Below are 19,787 nucleotides of genomic sequence, written 5' to 3' on the forward strand. Positions count from 1 at the left end.
TTGCATATATTTAATCCATTTAGTAGACAAAAAGGTAAACATATGGAATAATTATCTCTAATTCAAAATACTTAAAGGTGAGGTAAATTGTCATCATTATTACATGAAATTGAAAAACTTCGTAGTAAATTAATTGAATATGCGATCCAGTATGGTCTAAATGATTCTTATTCTATAAAACTTAGTCAAGAGTTAGATCAATTATTGAATATAGAATTAAAACAAGATAAATCATGATTACAAAACGAGATGTAAGCAAATATTAAAAATAAAGATAACTAACTAATTTTAAGCCCACCTCTAAAGAGATGGGCTTAAAATTTCATTGATGGGGCGAAGTATTTTGTCCGACAATCAAATTACCCAACACCATCCGAAGTTTACCTGAAGAATACTCCTCAAAATAAATTATTAGTTTCAGTTGTTTTTTGTTTGGGTTGTTTACATAATTTATTTCAATTTTCCTCTTTTTCTCCTTATGATACACCAGCTTCCAAGCATTATTTTATGTTAATTAGGTACCCACATGTTATTTAACCCTTAATTCTTGTCCTATATATTTTTTAATTAAACGCTTTAGCTAATCCATCTATCTTAATATCCAAACACAGAAGCGTTTTATACTACTATGCCAACTAAAACATGCATTTTAAATAAAAAACGAATTTAATATTTTATAACTTTTCGTGACGTATACTTTGAGCAAACTTTATTGGGTCATAAAGTGAAATAAAAGATGTAGAGGTCTTCAATTGATAGTTGTTAGTTGTAACTTTCCTTAATTAGCAACAATTAAGAGCCTCAATAATAAATACATCGGATATGAATTATTAGTTTTTTTAGGAAGAAAGATTGTAGAGCTTATTGACTAGGGGTGTAATTAATAAACAAATAAAATGTAACTTCATTGATTAGGTCTAGGTGTTTATAACTAAAATCTGATTTTAAGATATTTTATATTGATATTTACTATTTTTTGACATATAATTCCTTAAATGCCTCTGTAGCTATAGAAGGGAAGAGCGCCGGAAAACAATTGTTACCACCGGGTCGCAAGGCAAAGGTTTCAGAAGCACCGAAAAGCAAATTAGCTAAGGCAGGTGAAATTCCTGCCGGTGAAATTCCGTAGGGAAGCGTGTTGCCCTTAGCCTATGCTTACGAAAGGAGTGCGGGTTCGAATCCCGTCAGAGGCATCTATTATATCAGTAGGAATAAGAATGAACACCCGTAAGCTTAGTACTATCAAGGATTTACGGATTTTTTTATTTTTGGAGAATCCAAAAGCAAAAAAAGGTTTTTGAAAAAGTTTTAAATTTATTTTGCACGAGATTTCCGTCGGATCTGAAAAGGTGATAAAAAATTCTAGTCTATTTGATCACATACTTTTGACTAAACAAGCCTGAATTTATTTTAGTTGTCCGTTGGATTGGAGTAGAGAATATGTAATTGAATCTAAAAATGAGCCTGAATATCAATTCGGAATACACATTAAAAGGTTAACCTTCACCAGCAAAAAGAAGGTTATTAGTGATGCAGTATTTACCCGAAAAGGATATTTACATTTAGTCGAAATAGATAATAATCGTTCTATGAAAGACAATAGAAAAGTATGCTGATATGTGGAACAATATAACATTGACAACCAATTCTTTATTTTTTTACAACAACAATGAGAAAACAAACGATAGAAACGTGGGATAATTCATATAAAATCAGATGTGAAGTCCATACATATGTTGCCCTCTAACAACATGAAGGAAATTTGATAACTGATGCAAATACCTCCTAATTGTTTCATCATCAATTGAAGATAAGTACCACCAAAAGGATGGACAATTCTCCACACCACCTTTCAATGGTGCTGAAGACGCTTCTAAATACGCTGGGATATATACATTAAACAATTCAAAAGGGAACACGGTAATAAGAGGTTGAAATTGATAATGTTATATATGAGGGATCAATTGATATTACTACTGATGTACAAAAGTTATATAAGAACGAAAATTTATATCGGGTTAAATAACATTAATCCCCTCTCACTTGAGAACATTTTCTAGAACGCTCTATTAGCAGCTGATACCCATAAATGATAAAAGCAAAAATATAATAATATATAAAAAGGTGTATCCGTTTGAAATTAACTAATTTATAAACGTTAAACTTTTCAAAAAGATAAGTAAGTGGGTAGGAAAAACTAAAATTAGAAATTAAATTCAAAAGGATATAACGTTTAAATTTTCCAAATGATAAATGAAATATCCATATTGTACCGGCAAAAAATGGGCCAAAAATAAAACTTAAATCATGAAAAATAAGCTCTGCAATTCCTCCTTTAACTCTCCACCATTTATACCTATAGGAAAAAAAGCATCCGCATATAACAAGTAATGAACAAAAAATGGAAACAGGCAAATATTTGCGAAATGAACTTTTGGGCATAAATATAACAGAAATCCATGAAATGATTAATATAACTATTCGAATTAGATTAGGAATCATTTCTTCTCCCCCTTTTTTAGATATTCTTTATTATTTATAGTGAAACTATTCATCTAAATGGCTTTGATTGAGAAGGTCTTTCCTTAGTAGGGGGTGCTTTTCTTGAATAAGAAGGTGTCTAATTGTATTATACTGTTTTTTGGAACTACCTTATAGTGATTGGAATTATATTAAGGTGGAGAAGAGTTTGTGAAGGATCATACTTAAACAATGTGGACTTTAGTTAAATAAGACAAAGTACCTCTTAAAATCTCGGACAAGATCATGATATATTTGAACGTTGTAACTTCAGTATATTATCGATTAAGCACACATAGGTGATTAATGGAATCGCCTTAATAGCAATATAGAATAAATCATGCCTTTTAAAATATGTTACAATTCTACCTAATGTATAGTTTTAATTATTTTGTAAGATTTTAACATAAAAGAGGAGTTGAATCGCATGGCAAGTATTGAACAATTGCAAAAAATAAACACACCAGCCCATCTGGTATACTTAGCATTGACAACGAAAGAAGGCTTGTCTGAAGTATGGACAAAGGATCTGAAAGTGGAAGCAGTCGTTGGAAAGGTGAATGAGTTTCGCTTTGGCCCTAATGATACAGCCAAAATGAAAGTTATTGAGCTTGTTGCAGACAAGCGAGTCAGCTGGGAATGCGTTTACGCTGATGCCGATCCGGAATGGATCGGGACTACAATCACATTTGAATTAACTGAATCTAACGGCACCACAAAGGTTGATTTTAGCCATGCCCAGTGGAAGGCAGTTACGTCATGTTACAAGTATTGCAATTACAACTGGGCAATGTTTTTGCTGAGCTTGAAGCAGTACTGTGAGCTTGGAAAAGGCACACCTTACCAAGAAAGAACTTTTTAGAAAATTTAGGGTGAAAGTAATAAATATAAAAATGAACGATTTTTTCAACTAAACCAGCTAATTGTTTGTCAATATTTTTTAATAAAAAGATTAATAATGTTATGATATACTAAAAATGTTCATGACAAATAACCTTCCTCTATATTTGGAAGGTTTTGTTGTAATTAGTTAGATATAGTTTTTAAGATATAACTTGAAAATAGTTTTGCTTTTTAGTAAGGCGTAAATCCAGTGTAAGATAGTTATTAACACATGCAATAACTGCGACTCTAAATGGTTTTCCTTCTTCATGTTTCATATCATAATACTCTCTAAATCTTTTATTACATATGATCTCATCTGTCGTTTTCTTCTTACGAGAATCAAGAATACCACTTTGAACAGCCATATAAAGAGGATGACGAAGCCTACAAGAGCCTCATTTGGTAATTCGATTTACTGATGCAGTAAACTTACCGGAAGAATACACACTTGGATCTACTCCAGCGAATCCAACGAGCTTTTTGGCATCATTGAACCGAACTATCACTCCTATCTCGGAAATAATCGTGGCGGCGATTCCCCCCTCCCGATTCCAGGGATTGACTGGAGTATATGGTATTCTTCAATTTCTTTAGCATGGGCATCTATTTCATCTCCAATTTTAGATAGGTGCTCTCGGTATTGAAAAACAATCTTGACTAATAACTCAAGATTATAAATATTATTTTGGTACATATTTTTTAATAGGGTTGCGAAGGGCTGCTTCCCTTAATTTTTTGCCTTTTCGTTTACCCATTTATCTGAACGACTCATACATAGCGATGCTATTATTTGTTATTTCTTTTTCTCTCACTTTTAACACTGCTTCTGAATTGGGAAAAGCTAATAATGTAAGCAACGAGACCTTTGAATATAAGCTTCCAAAAACTCCTGTATACTCGGGAAATACCTGTTCCAAAAGAGTGCAGCTATATTTTAGTCTGTGCTGATACTTCAGCAATACTTCTTGTTGTCTTGTTAGATTACCGTCAGAGGCACTGCTCTGTTGTAAAGGACTTTTGTCCAATCTTATTATTTTATCTAACACCCATCTACATTAATTATAAGTGTCAATATTTATATCCTCTCGTCTTTACTTTATATTCTATTAATACTAGATATATCGAAGTAGCTCATAAGATAATTACCATCTTTAGAATGAACAATAAAATTCACACAATATTACACACTTTATTTTAATAGAATAGTAGAATACTTTATAAATTTACTCTACAAAAAGGTTGTGATATTTATGAAATATTTCATTCAATTCCTTATAGCCATCTTACTTACGGCTTTATCTTACTTCATTGCAAGCGTCTTACATAGTTATGGTTTATCGATTTGGAAAGCTCTAATTATAGGTACTACGGTAGTATTAGTAGGTGCTATTACCGAGAAAATGAAATCACCAATGTGGTTAATTATATTTATGCCTTTTCCTATCGGTATGCTATTACTATTTGTATTTTTAAATGTACCTCCATTGGATTGGTTGTTTACTTATTTGACAACACTAGTTATTTACACCATCATCCACATTATCATGAGTTTCTTTTTTAAATTTCACTCATTAATTCCTGCTTGGAAACTATCATAATAAAAACATAAAAGAATCCTTTAAAGGATTCTTTTTTTAATAATGAAATAGTTATTCTTTTTTAGAAACAAAATAATTAAATCGAATAATGAAGGACTGTAATTTTCCAATAACATTATTAACATATAAAAGGTTGTATATGTACCAACTACACGAGTTCCTAAAAAAGGATTTATATTTACTTAATAAAAACTTTAATAGAATGATTAAGGTTATTATAAATCTCGTTAATAATTATTAGTTAAAATTTTCATTAGTGAGGGTAGCAACTACTATGGAATTTAGCGAAGGCGGAGCCAATACTTTTTTTGTAATCAATCCATTATTTTAAATCGTTATTTAATCCTTATAAATTAATTTCCAACAAATGATTTAAGAATGGCCATGACTATTTTAATTTTACTACAGTCAATTAAGTGATTAATCCGTATTTGTCAAATATTTCATGCATGATCAAAATACGAAAAAAGCCTTGATTGGTTCAAGGCTTTACTGATTCTTGCCGATTTTTATATAAAAAAGCCTCATTGCTTTTTTCATCAATTATGTATTAAATGCTTGAATCCAATCTTCACCATAAAAGTTAATGCTCAATAAATTATTTTCTCTAACAAGGTTAGCAATTTCCTTATATACTTCTGGAGAATCAGTAGTAATTTTAAAACCAACATAATATTCTGTTTTTTTTGTAGCATCCACTTTAACATTTTCAATATAACGTAATTTGCTAATTAGTTTTGCAAAAAGAAATGCTTCTGTTTTATCAGATGTATAGCAGGAATCATACATGTCTGCAACCTCCTTTTCCAAAATTAATTCGACAAAAGGAGGAAAATCCCTCTACACAAACAAAACATTTTTTATCTCCATTAAGTTGATTTGTTCACCCCATATATTTGATGTCGGAGGATGGTCATCATTTACCATTATTATCGTGAGAGTTAAAACAATTCTTCTTTGCTTAAAGAACCTACTTAATAAATCATTGATCCTTTCATCTTAATCAAAGAAAAATTAAAAACGTACATGCCCGAACAAAATTTCTAAAACAAGCATTTAATATTGTAATCTTAGAAGAAAGGAGCTAATCATGGATAATAATCAAAGGGTATTTAATCTGGATGACATGAATAAGAACCTTACTAAAAATACTAGAATGCAGATTATGAATAACCAAGTTTTCACCTTCGTCTGTGGTGCATTCCCACTTATCACCTTTCCAGTTTTATTGCAAAGAGGACAATTTATAGATATTACTTGTCAGTCTGGCCCTATTACTATTAGAATTGGATGCGGAAACAGATTCGACTTTCGGGTTGCAACATTTAACTTACGTGCCGGACAAGCAGTTCAAGTATCTTGTATCGGTTAAACACTACTTCAATTGTTTTACGCATTCTAGACACAGTACCCAAGTGGTACTGTTTTTTTACTTACTCTGTTTGAGACAAGCAAGTTTCCAACTAATATATGTCCTGTTACAAAGACAGATGTCTTAAAAATCAACCCATGGTTACATCTCCTCATTAGATTGATATATTTCTTTTCAACATATTGCTTCCTAACTTTATAAGCGTTACGATTCATCACTCTAAGATAAATGAGAAGGTGTAAGGGTTAATCAAATCAAATTTACAATGATAAACCTAGGTAAGTTAGCTTTTAATTGCTTTCCTTTGTTCATCTAATTCTATACCATATTTTTTATAATAAATTTTGGTTCATAATCACTAATAACCTCAAATACACCTTTATTATAAATATAAACATGATGTTCTACATTTGGAATATCATTACTTCCCAACCATTGTAATTGATCAAACCATTCTATGAAGTCTGAATTAGTCATCTTATAAAAGCAAGCAGCAGTTTTATCTATATTTGACGCTCGTTTGTATGCTTCCTTTACAGCTGGAGTTAAGTCACTTCTTGGAATCTCCCCTGCATAGAGAAATGACCATACATAATCCTGTATATTAGAAATTTTATCGTAAATGATGTCTACTGAATTACCTTTAATATCAATTAATCTTATACACAATCCCTTTTCATCAGAAAAATTAAAGTTAGCTTCAGTTATATTTCCTTTTTCTAAATTGTTTACTGGTTACCATACATGTAGTTTTCGTAAATTCACGCAATCAGCTACTTTCTATATCATAATGTAGATTATCATCGACTCATTGTCCCATTAGTAATTCCAATGTAAAAAAATATTGGAAACATAATCAAATAATAATGGAAAAGGCGAAAATGATTTAAGGGCGACAACTATGTAGTTTAAATATACTAGTGTGTATGCTTTGATTATAAACATCGATATTAATTAAAATGATATTTAATAAATCTAAAAGAGAACATGGTAGCAAGAGGTTGGAATGCAAAGGTCAATTTGAAGGAAGTGTAATTTTTACTGAACAAGTTCAGATGTTATATAAAACGGAAAAATATCTTATAAGATAAAAAAATATGCCCCACTCGTAAAGATAAGGGTATTTTTGCATACGAAACAAACATTAATATAAGTAAATAATTTTTCTTGTATTAACTGTTTAAATTATATTAAACACGAGTAAATGAAAGACTACAATTAACCCAAAAGATGCATAACCCACTAATTTAACAGGGTGAGTAAATTTGTAGTTGTTAAATGACGTAATTCGTTGGGCAATTTCTAAAAATAATAAGGTTCCAATTAATAAAATCAATCCACCGATGATGAAAGTGTTATTCATCAAATTTACTTTGCTTACAATATGGTCACTGAATAATATCCATAGGTAACCTAAGAAAAGATTTAAAAGAATGGATAATACCATCTCTTTTGCCTTCATATTTATTCCCCCTAATATCAGAATATACAAATATTTTATCATAATATCCAATTTTTTGAAACTTAATATAAACAATTACTACACAATTGGATGTGTGTAATGCGACTTAAAAAGTTGTCAATAAAGTGGGTTATTTTTTGTTTGACAGTTATATATATAATAAGTTTTTAAAGTTTGTTCTTGTAACCCTTAACAAGGTATTCATTCAATCCAGTTCATCATTTACCTTCCATATCCTTTATACTATTTGGGATCAATAACGTAAATCCTGTCCCTTTAAACCACTGCCATTTGTAAACTCAATGTCAAAGTCGAATTGAACTCTTTTATCCATTGTAAAACCACCTCATATTAATTTTGGGTTGTTATTAAATATATTCCTGTTAAAGAAACTGTTTCCTATATCTGCACCATTTTTTGTTAAGTTTTTTCTATGGTTTTCATTATTCAAACATATGAATTTGGATAGTATAACAAATAAAAAACCACTGTATTAGTGGTTTTCATAAAACTATTATTTATTATTAATAACAAACTTTGGTTCATAATCACTAATAACTTCAAAAACACCATCATTATATATATATAAATGATGTTCTACATTTGGAATTTCATTACTCCCCAACCATCCGAATTGATCAAACCATTCTATGAAGTCTGAATTAGTCATCTTATAAAAGCAAGCAGCAGTTTTATCTATATTTGACGCTCGTTTGTATGCTTCCTTTACAGCTGGAGTTAAGTCACTTCTTGGAATCTCCCCAGCATAGCGAAATGACCATACATAATCCTGTATATTAGAAATTTTATCGTAAATGATGTCTACTGAATTACCTTTAATATCAATTAATCTTATACACAATCCCTTTTCATCAGAAAAATTAAAGTTAGCTTCAGTTATATTTCCTTTTTCTAAATTGTTTACTGGTTGCCATACATGTAATTTTCTTTGATCCATTCAATCAACTACTTTCCTAATGTAGATAAAATTAGTCTACTAAAATTTTATTAAATAATATCTTATTTTGTCAGTCATTGATCCATTTGGATAACGAAGAGACCACTTTTTTGTAAAAGTACTTTGATAAAAAAGAAACATTGATACCCTTTAGATGTTTTTGTTATTGTACCACTTGATTTTACTTTTGTATTACCTAGAAATTGATTAAAATGTTCAAGTGCCCTACAGTATTATCATAATTATTTACTTTATTTGTGGAATTTGTGAATTTTGCTATTGATCTAATTGCTTCCCTAGAATATACGATTAAGGCCACAAAGAAAGCCTAATTACTCGAGCTTTCTTAATGTTTATTTAAAACTAATACTAACTAACTATTAAACTTTAATATTGCAATATTTAAATTTAAAGCTAATTTCTTCTTATTTTGTCATAGGTTACTGTACGAATAAAAGGCTAAAAAATTTAATTTAATACACTTTATAATCTATAATATATTCACTATCCTCAACCATATAACGCTATTCAATCAAAAAAGTTCCATTTTAGGTAATCTTTTAATAGCTCTATCCATGCACTTACAAAAATTTTTACCTATTGTTGCTCTTCGACATTATCAATACCAATTAATCTTGTCTTATAACCTATAACATTACTTCTAACTCCCGCAATATCATCAATATAAACTGATCTTTCATTTTGTTTCCATATCATTTATTTCTTTTACTACTGCATTGCCTAATGGCGTTAATCAATTTTCGTCCAATCCTGTGAAAATCCCATCAACTTTTCTACATAAGTTTAGTTGCTTTCCATTGGCTCACTACCAAACTAGTAAATGTAATAATTCTTTTACAACCCACTTCCCTATTATGAAAATTATGGTATAATTTCCTAGAACCTACAACAAAAAAACTATTAGAAAATGAGGTAAAATCTATGCCAGAAATTAAATGGGGATCCCCATTGAGCTTAGCTTGTCTAGGTGTATTCTTAGGTGGATTAGGAATCTTTTTTAAAGCTATTTGGAGTACTTTTTTGTAAACAGACTAATTTAGTCTGTTTTCTCATTTTAATAATTTGGAAATGTAATAATTCTTTTGTTCATATATCCCCTTGTAATCCCTTCATTTTACTCTACCTTTTAGTCGATCCATATAACTTTAATAAGATTTCTATAATATACAAATGATATGAATCATGTTTCGCACATAATCAAGAAAATCGAAACAAATAAATGACCAAATACGAGGAGTTTATGAAAAATTGTATTTGACTGATTTATTTATTTTAAAATCGGGCAATTTTCGGGTGATATTAAAAATTTATAATAGCAATATAAAAAAAATGCCCGAAACAAAAACCCCTTAACACCAATGGTATCAAGGGGTTTCTCTATTAATACATTTGCATATATTGCTCGCGTTCCCATGGATGAACAGTTGTTCTGAACATATCCCATTCAATCTCTTTAGCCTCTAAGAAATGTTCAAGGATGTGCTCACCTAAAGCACTAGTCATTACTTCATCGGATACTAAGTTATCTAATGCTTGCTTTAACGTTCCTGGCAAATCAATAATGCCTGCTTCTTCACGTTCTTGTTTATTCATAACATAAATATTTCGATCAACAGGTGCAGGTGCCTTTAATTTATTTTTAATCCCATCTAATCCGGATTTTAATAATACGGCCATAGCAAGGTATGGGTTTGCAGCAGGGTCTACACTACGCACTTCAATACGAGTACTTAAGCCACGTGAAGCCGGAATACGTACCAGTGGGCTTCGATTTCTTGCAGACCAAGCAACATAGCAAGGTGCTTCATAACCAGGTACAAGTCGTTTATACGAATTTACTGTTGGGTTTGTAACTGCTGTGAAGTTCGTCGCATGTTTGATTACTCCAGCGATAAATTGATAAGCAGTTTCGCTTAATTCAAGATCACCACTTGGATCTACAAATGCGTTTTCGCCATTTTTAAATAAAGATAGATTACAGTGCATACCAGATCCGCTTACACCAAATAAAGGTTTTGGCATAAATGTGGCATGAAGTCCATGCTTACGCGCAATAGTTTTTACAACAAGTTTAAAGGTTTGAATATCATCACATGCTTTTAATGCGTGGGCATATTTAAAATCAATCTCATGCTGACCAGGAGCAACTTCGTGATGTGATGCTTCAACTTCGAATCCCATCTCTTCAAGCTCTAATACAATGTCTCTGCGGCAATTTTCACCTAAGTCTGTAGGAGCTAAATCAAAATAACCACCATTATCATTTAATTCTAATGAAGGTTCGCCTTTCTCATCTAATTTAAATAAGAAAAACTCTGGTTCTGGCCCAAGATTGAAATCTGTGAAGCCAAGCTCTTCCATTTCCTTTAAAATACGTTTTAGGTTATTACGTGGATCACCAGCAAATGGTGTACCATCTGCATTATAAATATCACAGATTAAGCGCGCAACTTTTCCTTTTTCTGCAGTCCAAGGGAACACTACCCACGTGTCTAAGTCTGGATATAAATACATATCTGATTCTTCAATACGCACAAAACCTTCAATGGATGAACCATCAAACATCATTTTATTATCTAAAGCCTTCCCAAGTTGGCTTATTGGAATTTCGACATTCTTAATCGTTCCTAAAATATCAGTAAATTGCAGTCGGATAAATTTGACGTTTTGTTCTTCGGCAATCTTTTCAATATCACTACGAGTAAACTTTGACATGGATAATTCCTCCCTGAGGTTTGAAGTGTTTTATAACTGAAGGTTCTCTCTAATAATACTTTGCTACAACGCATCCTTTATTAGATTAAACCTTAGTGAAAAAATCTTGGTCTTTCATTTTGTCTCATTGATGGACGTTGAAATCTTCCAGCTTGTAAAAGTTCTTCCCTTAAAATCTTTCTAATTTCTTCATTTGTTACTTCTTCTTTTGCCATACTTACTTCTTTTTGTACTTCTTCATGCTTCATTACTAAAATTTTCTTTATACCTGCCATGTTGATACCTTGATCCAAAAGATCTTTGATCTCCAATAACTGATCCACATCATTTAGTGAATATAGACGTCGATTTCCTTCAGATCTGACAGGATGAATGAGCTCATGTTCTTCATAATATCTAATTTGACGGGCTGTTAAATCAGTTAATTGCATGACAGTACCAATTGGTAAAATAGGCATTGAACGTCGTAGATGATTATTACTCATTCAAATCTCCGCCTTTCTATTTAATTTATATTGTCATTATATTATGATGTAATCTTAGTTGTCAATTAAATGTTAGATTTTCTTACATGATTTTTTTGATACAAAAAAAACGTGCGAAATAACATTTTCACACGTTCCCATCATGGACTATATTAATCCTTTTGAAATTAACCGATCTAATGCAGAACAAACTGCTATCTTCACATGAGAATAAGTTAATCCTCCTTGTACATATGCTGTATAAGGTGGACGGATAGGACCATCTGCTGATAATTCGATACTTGCTCCCTGAATAAATGTTCCTGCAGCCATAATCACATCATCCTCATAGCCTGGCATATAACTTGGATACGGAGTCACATATGAATTAATCGGTGAGGAAAATTGGATAGCCTGACAAAATTCAATCATTTTATCGGGATCATCAAATTGTACAGATTGAATAAGGTCTGTTCTATTGGCATCCCATTTCGGATCCGTATTCATCATAAAATGTTCAAGGATAGCTGATGTAAACACAGCACCCTTTAATGCTTGCCCAACAACATGAGGGGCTAAAAAGAAACCTTGATACATTTCTTGTAAACTATAGAGGGATGCGCCTGCTTCTGCTCCAATACCAGGCGAAGTCATTCGATAAGAACAAGCTTCTACCCATTGCTTTTTCCCAACAATATAGCCTCCGGTTTTAACAATCCCACCACCAGGATTTTTAATTAATGAGCCGGCCATTAAGTCTGCACCAACATGACACGGCTCTATATCTTCAACAAATTCACCGTAACAATTATCAACGAAGACAACTAAGTCTTCTTTTATCGCTTTAACAAAAGAAATCATTTCTTTTATTTCATTTATTGTAAAGGAAGGACGATTCGCATATCCTTTTGAACGCTGAATACCAATCATTTTTGTATTCGGCTTAATCGCATTTTTAACTGCAGCAAAATCCACCTTTCCTTCAGAGTTAAGGAGTACGGCATTATAGTCAATATTAAATTCTTTTAAGGAGCCAATTCCACTACCACGAATTCCCACAATTTCTTCTAATGTATCATATGGTTTACCTGTTATATATAACAATTCGTCTCCAGGTCTCAATACACCAAATAATGCTATCGATATAGCATGTGTGCCAGATATGATTTGTGGCCTTACAAGTCCAGCTTCTCCTCCAAAAACATCTGCATAAATTTTCTCAAGCGTATCTCTCCCAATATCATCATATCCATAGCCTGTTGAAGGGATAAAATGCGAATCGCTTACTCGATGTTTTTGATAACTTTGTAACACTCTAAATTGATTTTCTTCAATTCGCTGATCAATCTTTTCATGTATCGGTTTTATTTGTTGTTCTACATTTTCTACGACTTGCTTTAGTTTTGATTCATTCTTTAAATACTGAAACACTTGAAATCTCCTTTTATTGCTAATCTATTTTTTCATTTGAACGTTCAAATTGTATCATAAATTATTCGCCCATTTACGAATTAGGAATATATCTAACTTTAATCCGTTACTATTATAACAAATCGTTAAACTGATGCATAATTAACCTATTTTCAAAATTTTCGTTTGTAATAAGTGTGTCTCATGATAAAATCAATTTTGGTAATCATTTATTTCCTTTATATTCGTTAAAATTATATTTCTAATGATCTATTATCAGCTTAGAGATGAACATAATATTGGGGTGAGTTAATGACTTGGGAAATATTAAGTATTTTTGGTACTATTGCCTTCGCAATATCCGGAGCCATCGTTGCTATGGAGGAGGAATATGATATTCTAGGAATCTATATATTAGGAATCGTTACTGCATTTGGTGGAGGTGCTATTCGAAACCTGCTCATCGGTGTTCCTGTATCAGCACTTTGGGAACAAGGGGTACTTTTTCAAATTGCTTTACTATCGATAACCTTAATATTCTTATTTCCTCATAATCTTTTACGACATTGGCAAAGATGGGGAAACTTCTTTGATGCAATAGGTCTCTCAGCGTTTGCTATCCAAGGAGCAATCTATGCAAAAAATATGGGACATCCGATGAGTGCTATTATCGTTGCAGCTGTGTTAACAGGTAGCGGCGGTGGAATCATTCGAGATGTTCTCGCAAGGAGAAAACCATTAGTCCTTCAATCAGAGATTTATGCTGTATGGGCTATTCTTTGCGGGGCCGCTATTGGATTAGGCATTGCAAAACAACCCATTGAACTTTATTTATTATTTATTTTTACCACGATTTTAAGAGTTCTTTCTTATTCATATAAATGGAGACTCCCGAACAAAAGTATCATTAAAAGAGGATAACTAGTAGAAGTAAAAACTACTAGTTATCCTCTTTTATTGTTTTCATCCTATTCTAGTTTTCAGGAAAAAACAAATCATTACTCCTAATGGTTAATAAATCATGTCGATCATAAATATTATTGGTTAATAATCTCATTGCTTGAGAACGGATTGATTTCTCAATTATATTCCTTACATACCTACCATTCGAAAAACTTGTTGGATTCATCGTTTTTACATAGGCTAAATGATCCTTAAGCTTTTTTTCTGCTTCATGACTTAGTAAGTATTCCTTTTCATTTAACATTCTTTTTCCTATTTCCATCAATTGTTCTACATTATAATCAGGAAAATGGAAAACTAGCGGAAAGCGAGAATGCAAGCCTGGATTTAAACTAAGAAAATAATCCATTTCTCTAGAGTAACCAGCTAATATTAATATAAACTCATGCTGCCGATCCTCCATATGTTTAACAAGTGTATCAATGGCCTCTTTACCGAAGTCTTTTTCTCCTCCTCGACCGAGTGAATAAGCTTCATCAATAAATAATATACCGCCAATTGCCTTTTTCACTAAATCACGTGTTTTTTGAGCAGTATGACCAATATATTCACCTACTAAATCTGCTCTTTCCGCCTCAATTAAATGCCCTTTTGATAGAACATTCATTTTTAAGAACAGTTTCCCTATTAATCGAGCAACCGTTGTTTTACCTGTCCCAGGGTTTCCCTTAAACATCATATGCAATGCTTGTTTTCCCGCTTTCAGCCCTGCCATTTCCCGCTTTTTATTAATATAGATCCAAGCATAAACTTCTTTAATCATTTTTTTCATTTCTTCCATACCTACAAGAGCACTGAGTTCATTCTCAATTTCCCTTAGTGCCTCGTGCTCTGTTGAAATCGTCTTTGGAACAACTTCCTTTTGTAGATTAGTATTAGAGGCATCTCTCGGTTGTGCATTAAGCACAATACTTATTTGGCCATTGTTTTTCATACGTATTGGTTGATCCAAAGCGTTCACCTCACAATCTAAAAAACAGTATACGCGACGAGGTAAAAATGTGTGACATACGCCTAGATTCAAGCGCTACATTACTACCAATCAATTATCCTATGAATTACGATATGTGATTATTTACCTGAATATGTGAGTTATTTTTCTAGTATGCTTTTATTAAAATCTTCATGTATATTAATTATTACTAATTCTTCTTTCGATTTTTTCCTTTTTCAAGTAAAATCACCTCATTTTATTCTATTCCTTCGTTTGGCCAAACATACCTTTGTACAGATAATAATCATTAGGTATCTCTATATTTCATGAAATTAGTTGGATAAATAAAAAACAGCTAAACCAAAATTATTGGTTTAACTGTTTACTTACAGAAATTTCATCTATACAATTAATTATTCTTCAAAATTGATTTGCACATTCTTTTGTGGCGAGAAGGTTGAAATCGCATGTTTAAATACAAGCTGTTGTTTTCCTTCTGACTCGAATAACACGGTAAAATTATCAAAACCTTTGATTTGTCCACGAAGCTGAAAACCGTTTAAAAGAAATACCGTTACTGACGTTCCATCTTTCCTTAATTGATTAAGAAATTGGTCTTGAATATTCACTGCTTGTTTCATAAAATAGTCCTCCTCTTCTATCTCTATAATTAGTAATTCGATTTTAATTGAAGCTTTCCTGCCACAAATTTAGATATTTCTATATTTTTTTTGTGTCTATCCATTTCATTCGTCATATCAAACCATGTGACATTCAATTTATTTCTAAACCAAGTTAATTGGCGTTTTGCATATCTTCTTGAATTTTGTTTTAAAGTTTCAATTGCTTCTTCTAAGGAAACATTACCATCAAAATACTCATATAATTCCTTATAGCCAATGGCTTGGATGGACTGAACATTTCTAATATGGTGATCATATAAGTTTTTCACTTCTTCTATTAGTCCTTGATCAATCATCATATCTACTCTTCGATTGATACGGTTATACAGTTGTTCTCTTTCCATCGTTAGTCCAATTAATGCTACATCATATAACAGATTGGGAACTTGTTGTTTATGGTATTCGGTTGCAGTTTTACCTGTGCATTCAAATATTTCAAGAGCTCTAATGACTCTCCGTATATTATTCGGATGAATATTACTCGCACTTTCAGGATCAATTTCTTTTAACATTTGGTAAACATATAAATTACCTTTTGTTAGAGCCAATTTCTCATACTTTTGGCGGATCGATTCATTACTAGGAGCCTCACTAAATTGATAATCATATATTACCGATTGTATGTATAGCCCTGTCCCACCAACAATCATAGGAACTCTATTTCTCTCATGGATTTCATCAATGGTTTTTCTCACAATGTCTTGAAATTCAGCAACAGAAAAAGGTTCATCCGGTTCCTTAATATCAATTAAATGATGTGAAATACCATCCATTTCTTCATCTTTTATTTTTGCTGTTCCTATATCCATTCCTTTATATATTTGCATGGAGTCCCCACTAATAATTTCTCCATTAAATTCCTTTGCTAAACGAATACTTAATTCTGTTTTTCCAACTGCGGTTGGACCAATTAGTACGATTAATTTTTTTTTATCTGACAAAATCTTCACAGCCTCATTTCTAAGATATCTTAATCGTACCATAAACAGTTATACATTCTTCCCTATTTTTTTTATTCATATACAATTTTTTTAAATAATTTGTAGGAATTTTAACAAATATAAATCATTTAATTCTCATAATAAGTAAAAATAAAGACAGTATTTTCTCACTTTTTATTATTTTATGTAAAATGATGTTGATTTATCATATTAAATTTTTTATAATTTTATTTGTTGTTTGGATTATTTCTTCATCTTTCATATTTGATTGAGACCCTTTTAGATACTAAATTTTGAATAATCACTATCGAAAGGAGATTTATAATGCAACGGTACTTAACACTCTCTAATGAAATTCTCATTTTAACCTATGAAAAGGCAATGAAGTTAGAACTACCTAAGGAATTCATCGAATTATTACAAGAAGAAGTTGAAAAAAGACAACTTGTTATCAAATGATTTTTTCTTCCTAGAAATTTACCTTTATCATTCTACAGTATTAAACTTAAGACCTCTCAAGAAAATCCTTTAATCATGTGTTTTATAATGTATTAAAAAATTTCCTTATAATTTTTTATTTGTCCCATTTTTTTCTTAATAAATGGATATAATAACCTCCGTACATATTTACACAGAGGAGGTACTTCAATGAAAAAATATTTTTTTAGCGTTTGTGTTTTAAGTATTTCATTATTATTTAATTCCTTTCACACATTAAATGTCTATGCTCACCCTCATCCACAATTAGATGAAAAGCATAAACATCTACATATGAGTGATCAAGAAATAAATGATTTAATAAAAAAAGGTTATACAAGACATGAAGTTTTTAGAGCATATTTTATCTCCAAGCACTCCAATGAAAAGAATGTAGAAAAAATTCTTAAAGTTTATAGAGAGAAGCAATCATGGAAGGAAACAGCTAAGCAATTTGGTGTTGACCTTGAGAAAATAAAAAAAGAACATTTAAAAAAGCATAAAGAATTTTATGAAAAAAACAAGGCACAAATTATCAATTATTTAGCAACATACACTGGTAAATCTACTGCTACTATAGAACAATATTTAAAAGAAGATGTCGATCTACATTTTTTAATTTTTGCAGCTGCTATATCAAAAAAAGGAAATATGGATATTTCTAAAATTATCCAAGATAAGAAAAGTGGAAAAAGCATGAAAGAAATCACGGAATCAGCTAAATTAGATCCAAAAGCAGTGTTTCATGAGGTTAAGAATATCCAACATGGCATTTTTAAAGCCATCAAAAATAAAAAATAATCATTTAATTAAGGATGTCTTTTAATGTGATAAATCTCCTAATGGGCAACTCATTCTTACTGTGACAATTCAATCATTTTTTTATCATTCAACCAACTGTCCATTCAAAACACATGCTCATTCCATAGTATATATTAAGCTTTTGGATGGAGGTGAATGAAAAGATGTCAGGTTACTCAGGTGGAGGCTTTGCTGCTGGATTTGCATTGATTGTTGTATTGTTTATCCTGTTAATCATTGTAGGTTCTGCTTATATTGGTGGAGGTTATGGAGGTTACTAATCTCTAATTAAAAAGATGATTCAACAATGTAGATTAACCGTTGAGGGTAGATCAACATCACTTCTTCATTAATTAATAAAGAAAAACGCACCAGTCTATAAACTGGTGCATTTTTCTTTAGTGAATATTTTTTTTCTTGAAATTACCACCACGAACCTCTGCAATATCCCCTACCGCTAGGAACGCTTTATCATCTATTTCCTCTAAAATAGCCGTCAGTTTTGCTTCTTCAAGTCGGTTAATAATACAAAAAATCACTTTTTTTTCATCTTCAGTATAAGCGCCTTCACCTTTTAAATAAGTGACCCCTCTTCCTAAACGGGCAAGAATAGCGTCTCCTACCTCCTTGTGTTTATCAGTTATAATCCAGATTGATTTTGACTCATCAAATCCTTTAACAACCGTATCGATCGTTTTTGTAGCAATAACATAGGCAATAATTGAGTACATTGAACGATCCCATGAAAAGACAAAGCCTGCTACTCCTAGAATAAACACATTAATAATCATAATAATTTCACCAACAGAAAACGGAAGCTTCTTATTAAAGAGAATAGCTAGTATTTCGGTTCCATCTAACGCACCACCATATCGAATAACGATCCCAACTCCTGCTCCTATAACAATTCCACCAAAAATAGTAGCTAAAAAGATATTTTCAGTAAATGCCGGTACTGGGTGAAATAAAGCTGTGAAAATAGATAGTACGATAATTCCAAAAAGGGTAGAAATTGCAAAGGTTTTACCAATTTGTTTTCGACCAATAAAGAAGAATGGTAGATTTAAAACGAAGATAAAAATTCCAAGAGGTAAAGTAGTAATATGCGAGAGCATAATTGATATCCCGGTTATTCCTCCATCAATAACACTATTCGGGACTAAGAAAATTTCTAAACCAACAGCCATTAGGATTGCACCGATTGATATAGCAATTGCCCTTTGGATGACTTTTAGCTTAGACATAGGTTTATGCATGGTTCTTGACTGTTCTTGCTGATAGGTCATTCATTTCTCTCCTCCATCTTATATATAGTCTAATTATAACAAAAATATTAAATTTATAAAAAAGATAACCTAGTATAAATTATTATTTTTTTATTTAACTATTTCCCTTACATTCAAAATGAAGTATAATAGTTCATACAATTATATAGTAAATAGGTTTTCTAGGGTTCCGCGTATTAAACGGACTGGTCCGAGAGAAAACCCGCAAGAAGTTTTTTGCGTCACGGAAGGATAAAAGCCTGGGAGAATAATTAATTATTCCCCTAGGCTTTTTTTGTTTTCTAATTTTTTTCTTTT

General features: G+C 31.4%; 20 protein-coding genes and 1 riboswitch. Of the genes, 8 read left to right on the top strand and 12 right to left on the bottom strand.

Features of this window, described 5'->3' with window-relative positions:
• Positions 1–87: 87 nt before the first annotated feature.
• Both I5818_RS15200 and I5818_RS15205 read left to right on the top strand, forming a co-directional pair.
• Entirely contained in the window at positions 88–237 is a 150-nt protein-coding gene (locus I5818_RS15200; RefSeq protein WP_209391780.1) for an aspartyl-phosphate phosphatase Spo0E family protein, read from the top strand.
• Between the two features lie 2,710 nt (positions 238–2,947).
• The gene (locus I5818_RS15205; protein WP_078110810.1) at positions 2,948–3,382 is read left to right on the top strand and encodes an SRPBCC family protein; all 435 of its coding nucleotides are present in this window, start codon (positions 2,948–2,950) and stop codon (positions 3,380–3,382) included.
• 418 nt (positions 3,383–3,800) lie between these two features.
• On the opposite strand, the gene I5818_RS26460 is transcribed toward I5818_RS15205, so the two are convergent.
• Complete coding sequence (locus I5818_RS26460; protein WP_235849735.1) at positions 3,801–3,911, bottom strand: transposase; 111 nt, start codon at positions 3,909–3,911, stop codon at positions 3,801–3,803.
• 744 nt (positions 3,912–4,655) lie between these two features.
• Here I5818_RS26460 and I5818_RS15215 point away from each other — a divergent pair.
• Positions 4,656–5,003, top strand: a complete 348-nt coding sequence (locus I5818_RS15215) for a hypothetical protein (RefSeq protein WP_058006540.1) — start codon at positions 4,656–4,658, stop codon at positions 5,001–5,003.
• 543 nt (positions 5,004–5,546) lie between these two features.
• On the opposite strand, the gene I5818_RS15220 is transcribed toward I5818_RS15215, so the two are convergent.
• Positions 5,547–5,792, bottom strand: coding sequence for a hypothetical protein (locus I5818_RS15220; protein ID WP_058006541.1), 246 nt, complete (start codon positions 5,790–5,792; stop codon positions 5,547–5,549).
• A 301-nt stretch (positions 5,793–6,093) separates the two neighbouring features.
• Here I5818_RS15220 and I5818_RS15225 point away from each other — a divergent pair, with 301 nt between their 5' ends.
• On the top strand, positions 6,094–6,375 hold the full coding sequence (locus tag I5818_RS15225; protein ID WP_058006542.1) for a hypothetical protein: 282 nt from the start codon (positions 6,094–6,096) through the stop codon (positions 6,373–6,375).
• A 318-nt stretch (positions 6,376–6,693) separates the two neighbouring features.
• Here I5818_RS15225 and I5818_RS15230 read toward each other — a convergent pair whose 3' ends face one another.
• The 6 genes from I5818_RS15230 to I5818_RS15255 all read right to left on the bottom strand — a co-directional run bounded on the left by I5818_RS15230 (position 6,694) and on the right by I5818_RS15255 (position 13,426).
• Positions 6,694–7,044 carry a hypothetical protein gene (locus tag I5818_RS15230; protein ID WP_235849850.1) on the bottom strand — a complete coding sequence of 117 codons (351 nt, stop codon included), beginning with the start codon at positions 7,042–7,044 and terminating at the stop codon, positions 6,694–6,696.
• A gap of 511 nt (positions 7,045–7,555) precedes the next feature.
• Positions 7,556–7,837: a hypothetical protein gene (locus tag I5818_RS15235; protein WP_065107348.1), complete on the bottom strand. Its 282-nt coding sequence runs from the start codon at positions 7,835–7,837 to the stop codon at positions 7,556–7,558.
• A 514-nt stretch (positions 7,838–8,351) separates the two neighbouring features.
• On the bottom strand, positions 8,352–8,795 hold the full coding sequence (locus I5818_RS15240) for a hypothetical protein (protein ID WP_209391781.1): 444 nt from the start codon (positions 8,793–8,795) through the stop codon (positions 8,352–8,354).
• Positions 8,796–10,196: 1,401 nt separating this feature from the next.
• On the bottom strand, positions 10,197–11,531 hold the full coding sequence (gene glnA, locus I5818_RS15245) for a type I glutamate--ammonia ligase (RefSeq protein ID WP_058006543.1): 1,335 nt from the start codon (positions 11,529–11,531) through the stop codon (positions 10,197–10,199).
• Between the two features lie 92 nt (positions 11,532–11,623).
• Entirely contained in the window at positions 11,624–12,016 is a 393-nt protein-coding gene (locus I5818_RS15250; RefSeq protein ID WP_058006544.1) for a MerR family transcriptional regulator, read from the bottom strand.
• Between the two features lie 147 nt (positions 12,017–12,163).
• Positions 12,164–13,426, bottom strand: a complete 1,263-nt coding sequence (locus I5818_RS15255) for a methionine gamma-lyase family protein (protein ID WP_058006545.1) — start codon at positions 13,424–13,426, stop codon at positions 12,164–12,166.
• Between the two features lie 291 nt (positions 13,427–13,717).
• Between I5818_RS15255 and I5818_RS15260 the strand changes: the two genes are divergently transcribed.
• On the top strand, positions 13,718–14,326 hold the full coding sequence (locus I5818_RS15260) for a trimeric intracellular cation channel family protein (protein ID WP_058006546.1): 609 nt from the start codon (positions 13,718–13,720) through the stop codon (positions 14,324–14,326).
• Between the two features lie 52 nt (positions 14,327–14,378).
• Here the strand turns inward: I5818_RS15260 and spoVK are convergent, their stop codons facing one another.
• The 3 genes from spoVK to miaA all read right to left on the bottom strand — a co-directional run bounded on the left by spoVK (position 14,379) and on the right by miaA (position 16,968).
• Complete coding sequence (spoVK, locus tag I5818_RS15265) at positions 14,379–15,320, bottom strand: stage V sporulation protein K (RefSeq protein ID WP_058006547.1); 942 nt, start codon at positions 15,318–15,320, stop codon at positions 14,379–14,381.
• A 395-nt stretch (positions 15,321–15,715) separates the two neighbouring features.
• Positions 15,716–15,943, bottom strand: a complete 228-nt coding sequence (hfq, locus tag I5818_RS15270; protein ID WP_058006548.1) for an RNA chaperone Hfq — start codon at positions 15,941–15,943, stop codon at positions 15,716–15,718.
• 29 nt (positions 15,944–15,972) lie between these two features.
• Positions 15,973–16,968 (bottom strand): tRNA (adenosine(37)-N6)-dimethylallyltransferase MiaA, encoded by a 996-nt coding sequence (gene miaA, locus I5818_RS15275; protein ID WP_058006549.1) that lies wholly within the window; start codon positions 16,966–16,968, stop codon positions 15,973–15,975.
• Between the two features lie 282 nt (positions 16,969–17,250).
• Here miaA and sda point away from each other — a divergent pair, with 282 nt between their 5' ends.
• The 3 genes from sda to I5818_RS15290 all read left to right on the top strand — a co-directional run bounded on the left by sda (position 17,251) and on the right by I5818_RS15290 (position 18,485).
• On the top strand, positions 17,251–17,385 hold the full coding sequence (gene sda, locus I5818_RS15280; RefSeq protein WP_079991171.1) for a sporulation histidine kinase inhibitor Sda: 135 nt from the start codon (positions 17,251–17,253) through the stop codon (positions 17,383–17,385).
• A 189-nt stretch (positions 17,386–17,574) separates the two neighbouring features.
• The gene (locus I5818_RS15285; RefSeq protein WP_058006550.1) at positions 17,575–18,204 is read left to right on the top strand and encodes a hypothetical protein; all 630 of its coding nucleotides are present in this window, start codon (positions 17,575–17,577) and stop codon (positions 18,202–18,204) included.
• Positions 18,205–18,368: 164 nt separating this feature from the next.
• A complete protein-coding gene (locus tag I5818_RS15290; protein WP_071975455.1) occupies positions 18,369–18,485 on the top strand; it encodes a YjcZ family sporulation protein in 117 nt (38 codons plus the stop codon).
• Positions 18,486–18,602: 117 nt separating this feature from the next.
• Here I5818_RS15290 and I5818_RS15295 read toward each other — a convergent pair whose 3' ends face one another.
• Positions 18,603–19,460: a YitT family protein gene (locus I5818_RS15295; protein ID WP_373312607.1), complete on the bottom strand. Its 858-nt coding sequence runs from the start codon at positions 19,458–19,460 to the stop codon at positions 18,603–18,605.
• A gap of 180 nt (positions 19,461–19,640) precedes the next feature.
• A riboswitch (guanidine-I (ykkC/yxkD leader) is annotated at positions 19,641–19,738 on the top strand.
• Positions 19,739–19,787: the final 49 nt, after the last annotated feature.

The sequence above is a fragment of the Heyndrickxia oleronia genome, from assembly GCF_017809215.1.
In the GTDB taxonomy this organism is placed as follows: Bacteria; Bacillota; Bacilli; order Bacillales; family Bacillaceae_C; genus Heyndrickxia; species Heyndrickxia oleronia.

Excerpts from the sequence above, each read along its gene's own strand:
- I5818_RS15205 (WP_078110810.1), top strand. The coding sequence starts at position 2,948 with ATGGCAAGTATTGAACAATTGCAAAAAATAAACACACCAGCCCATCTG.
- I5818_RS15215 (WP_058006540.1), top strand. The coding sequence starts at position 4,656 with ATGAAATATTTCATTCAATTCCTTATAGCCATCTTACTTACGGCTTTA.
- I5818_RS15220 (WP_058006541.1), bottom strand. The coding sequence starts at position 5,792 with ATGTATGATTCCTGCTATACATCTGATAAAACAGAAGCATTTCTTTTT.
- I5818_RS15225 (WP_058006542.1), top strand. The coding sequence starts at position 6,094 with ATGGATAATAATCAAAGGGTATTTAATCTGGATGACATGAATAAGAAC.
- I5818_RS15235 (WP_065107348.1), bottom strand. The coding sequence starts at position 7,837 with ATGAAGGCAAAAGAGATGGTATTATCCATTCTTTTAAATCTTTTCTTA.
- I5818_RS15240 (WP_209391781.1), bottom strand. The coding sequence starts at position 8,795 with ATGGATCAAAGAAAATTACATGTATGGCAACCAGTAAACAATTTAGAA.
- glnA (WP_058006543.1), bottom strand. The coding sequence starts at position 11,531 with ATGTCAAAGTTTACTCGTAGTGATATTGAAAAGATTGCCGAAGAACAA.
- I5818_RS15250 (WP_058006544.1), bottom strand. The coding sequence starts at position 12,016 with ATGAGTAATAATCATCTACGACGTTCAATGCCTATTTTACCAATTGGT.
- I5818_RS15260 (WP_058006546.1), top strand. The coding sequence starts at position 13,718 with ATGACTTGGGAAATATTAAGTATTTTTGGTACTATTGCCTTCGCAATA.
- hfq (WP_058006548.1), bottom strand. The coding sequence starts at position 15,943 with ATGAAACAAGCAGTGAATATTCAAGACCAATTTCTTAATCAATTAAGG.
- miaA (WP_058006549.1), bottom strand. The coding sequence starts at position 16,968 with ATGGTACGATTAAGATATCTTAGAAATGAGGCTGTGAAGATTTTGTCA.
- sda (WP_079991171.1), top strand. The coding sequence starts at position 17,251 with ATGCAACGGTACTTAACACTCTCTAATGAAATTCTCATTTTAACCTAT.
- I5818_RS15285 (WP_058006550.1), top strand. The coding sequence starts at position 17,575 with ATGAAAAAATATTTTTTTAGCGTTTGTGTTTTAAGTATTTCATTATTA.
- I5818_RS15290 (WP_071975455.1), top strand. The coding sequence starts at position 18,369 with ATGTCAGGTTACTCAGGTGGAGGCTTTGCTGCTGGATTTGCATTGATT.
- I5818_RS15295 (WP_373312607.1), bottom strand. The coding sequence starts at position 19,460 with ATGCATAAACCTATGTCTAAGCTAAAAGTCATCCAAAGGGCAATTGCT.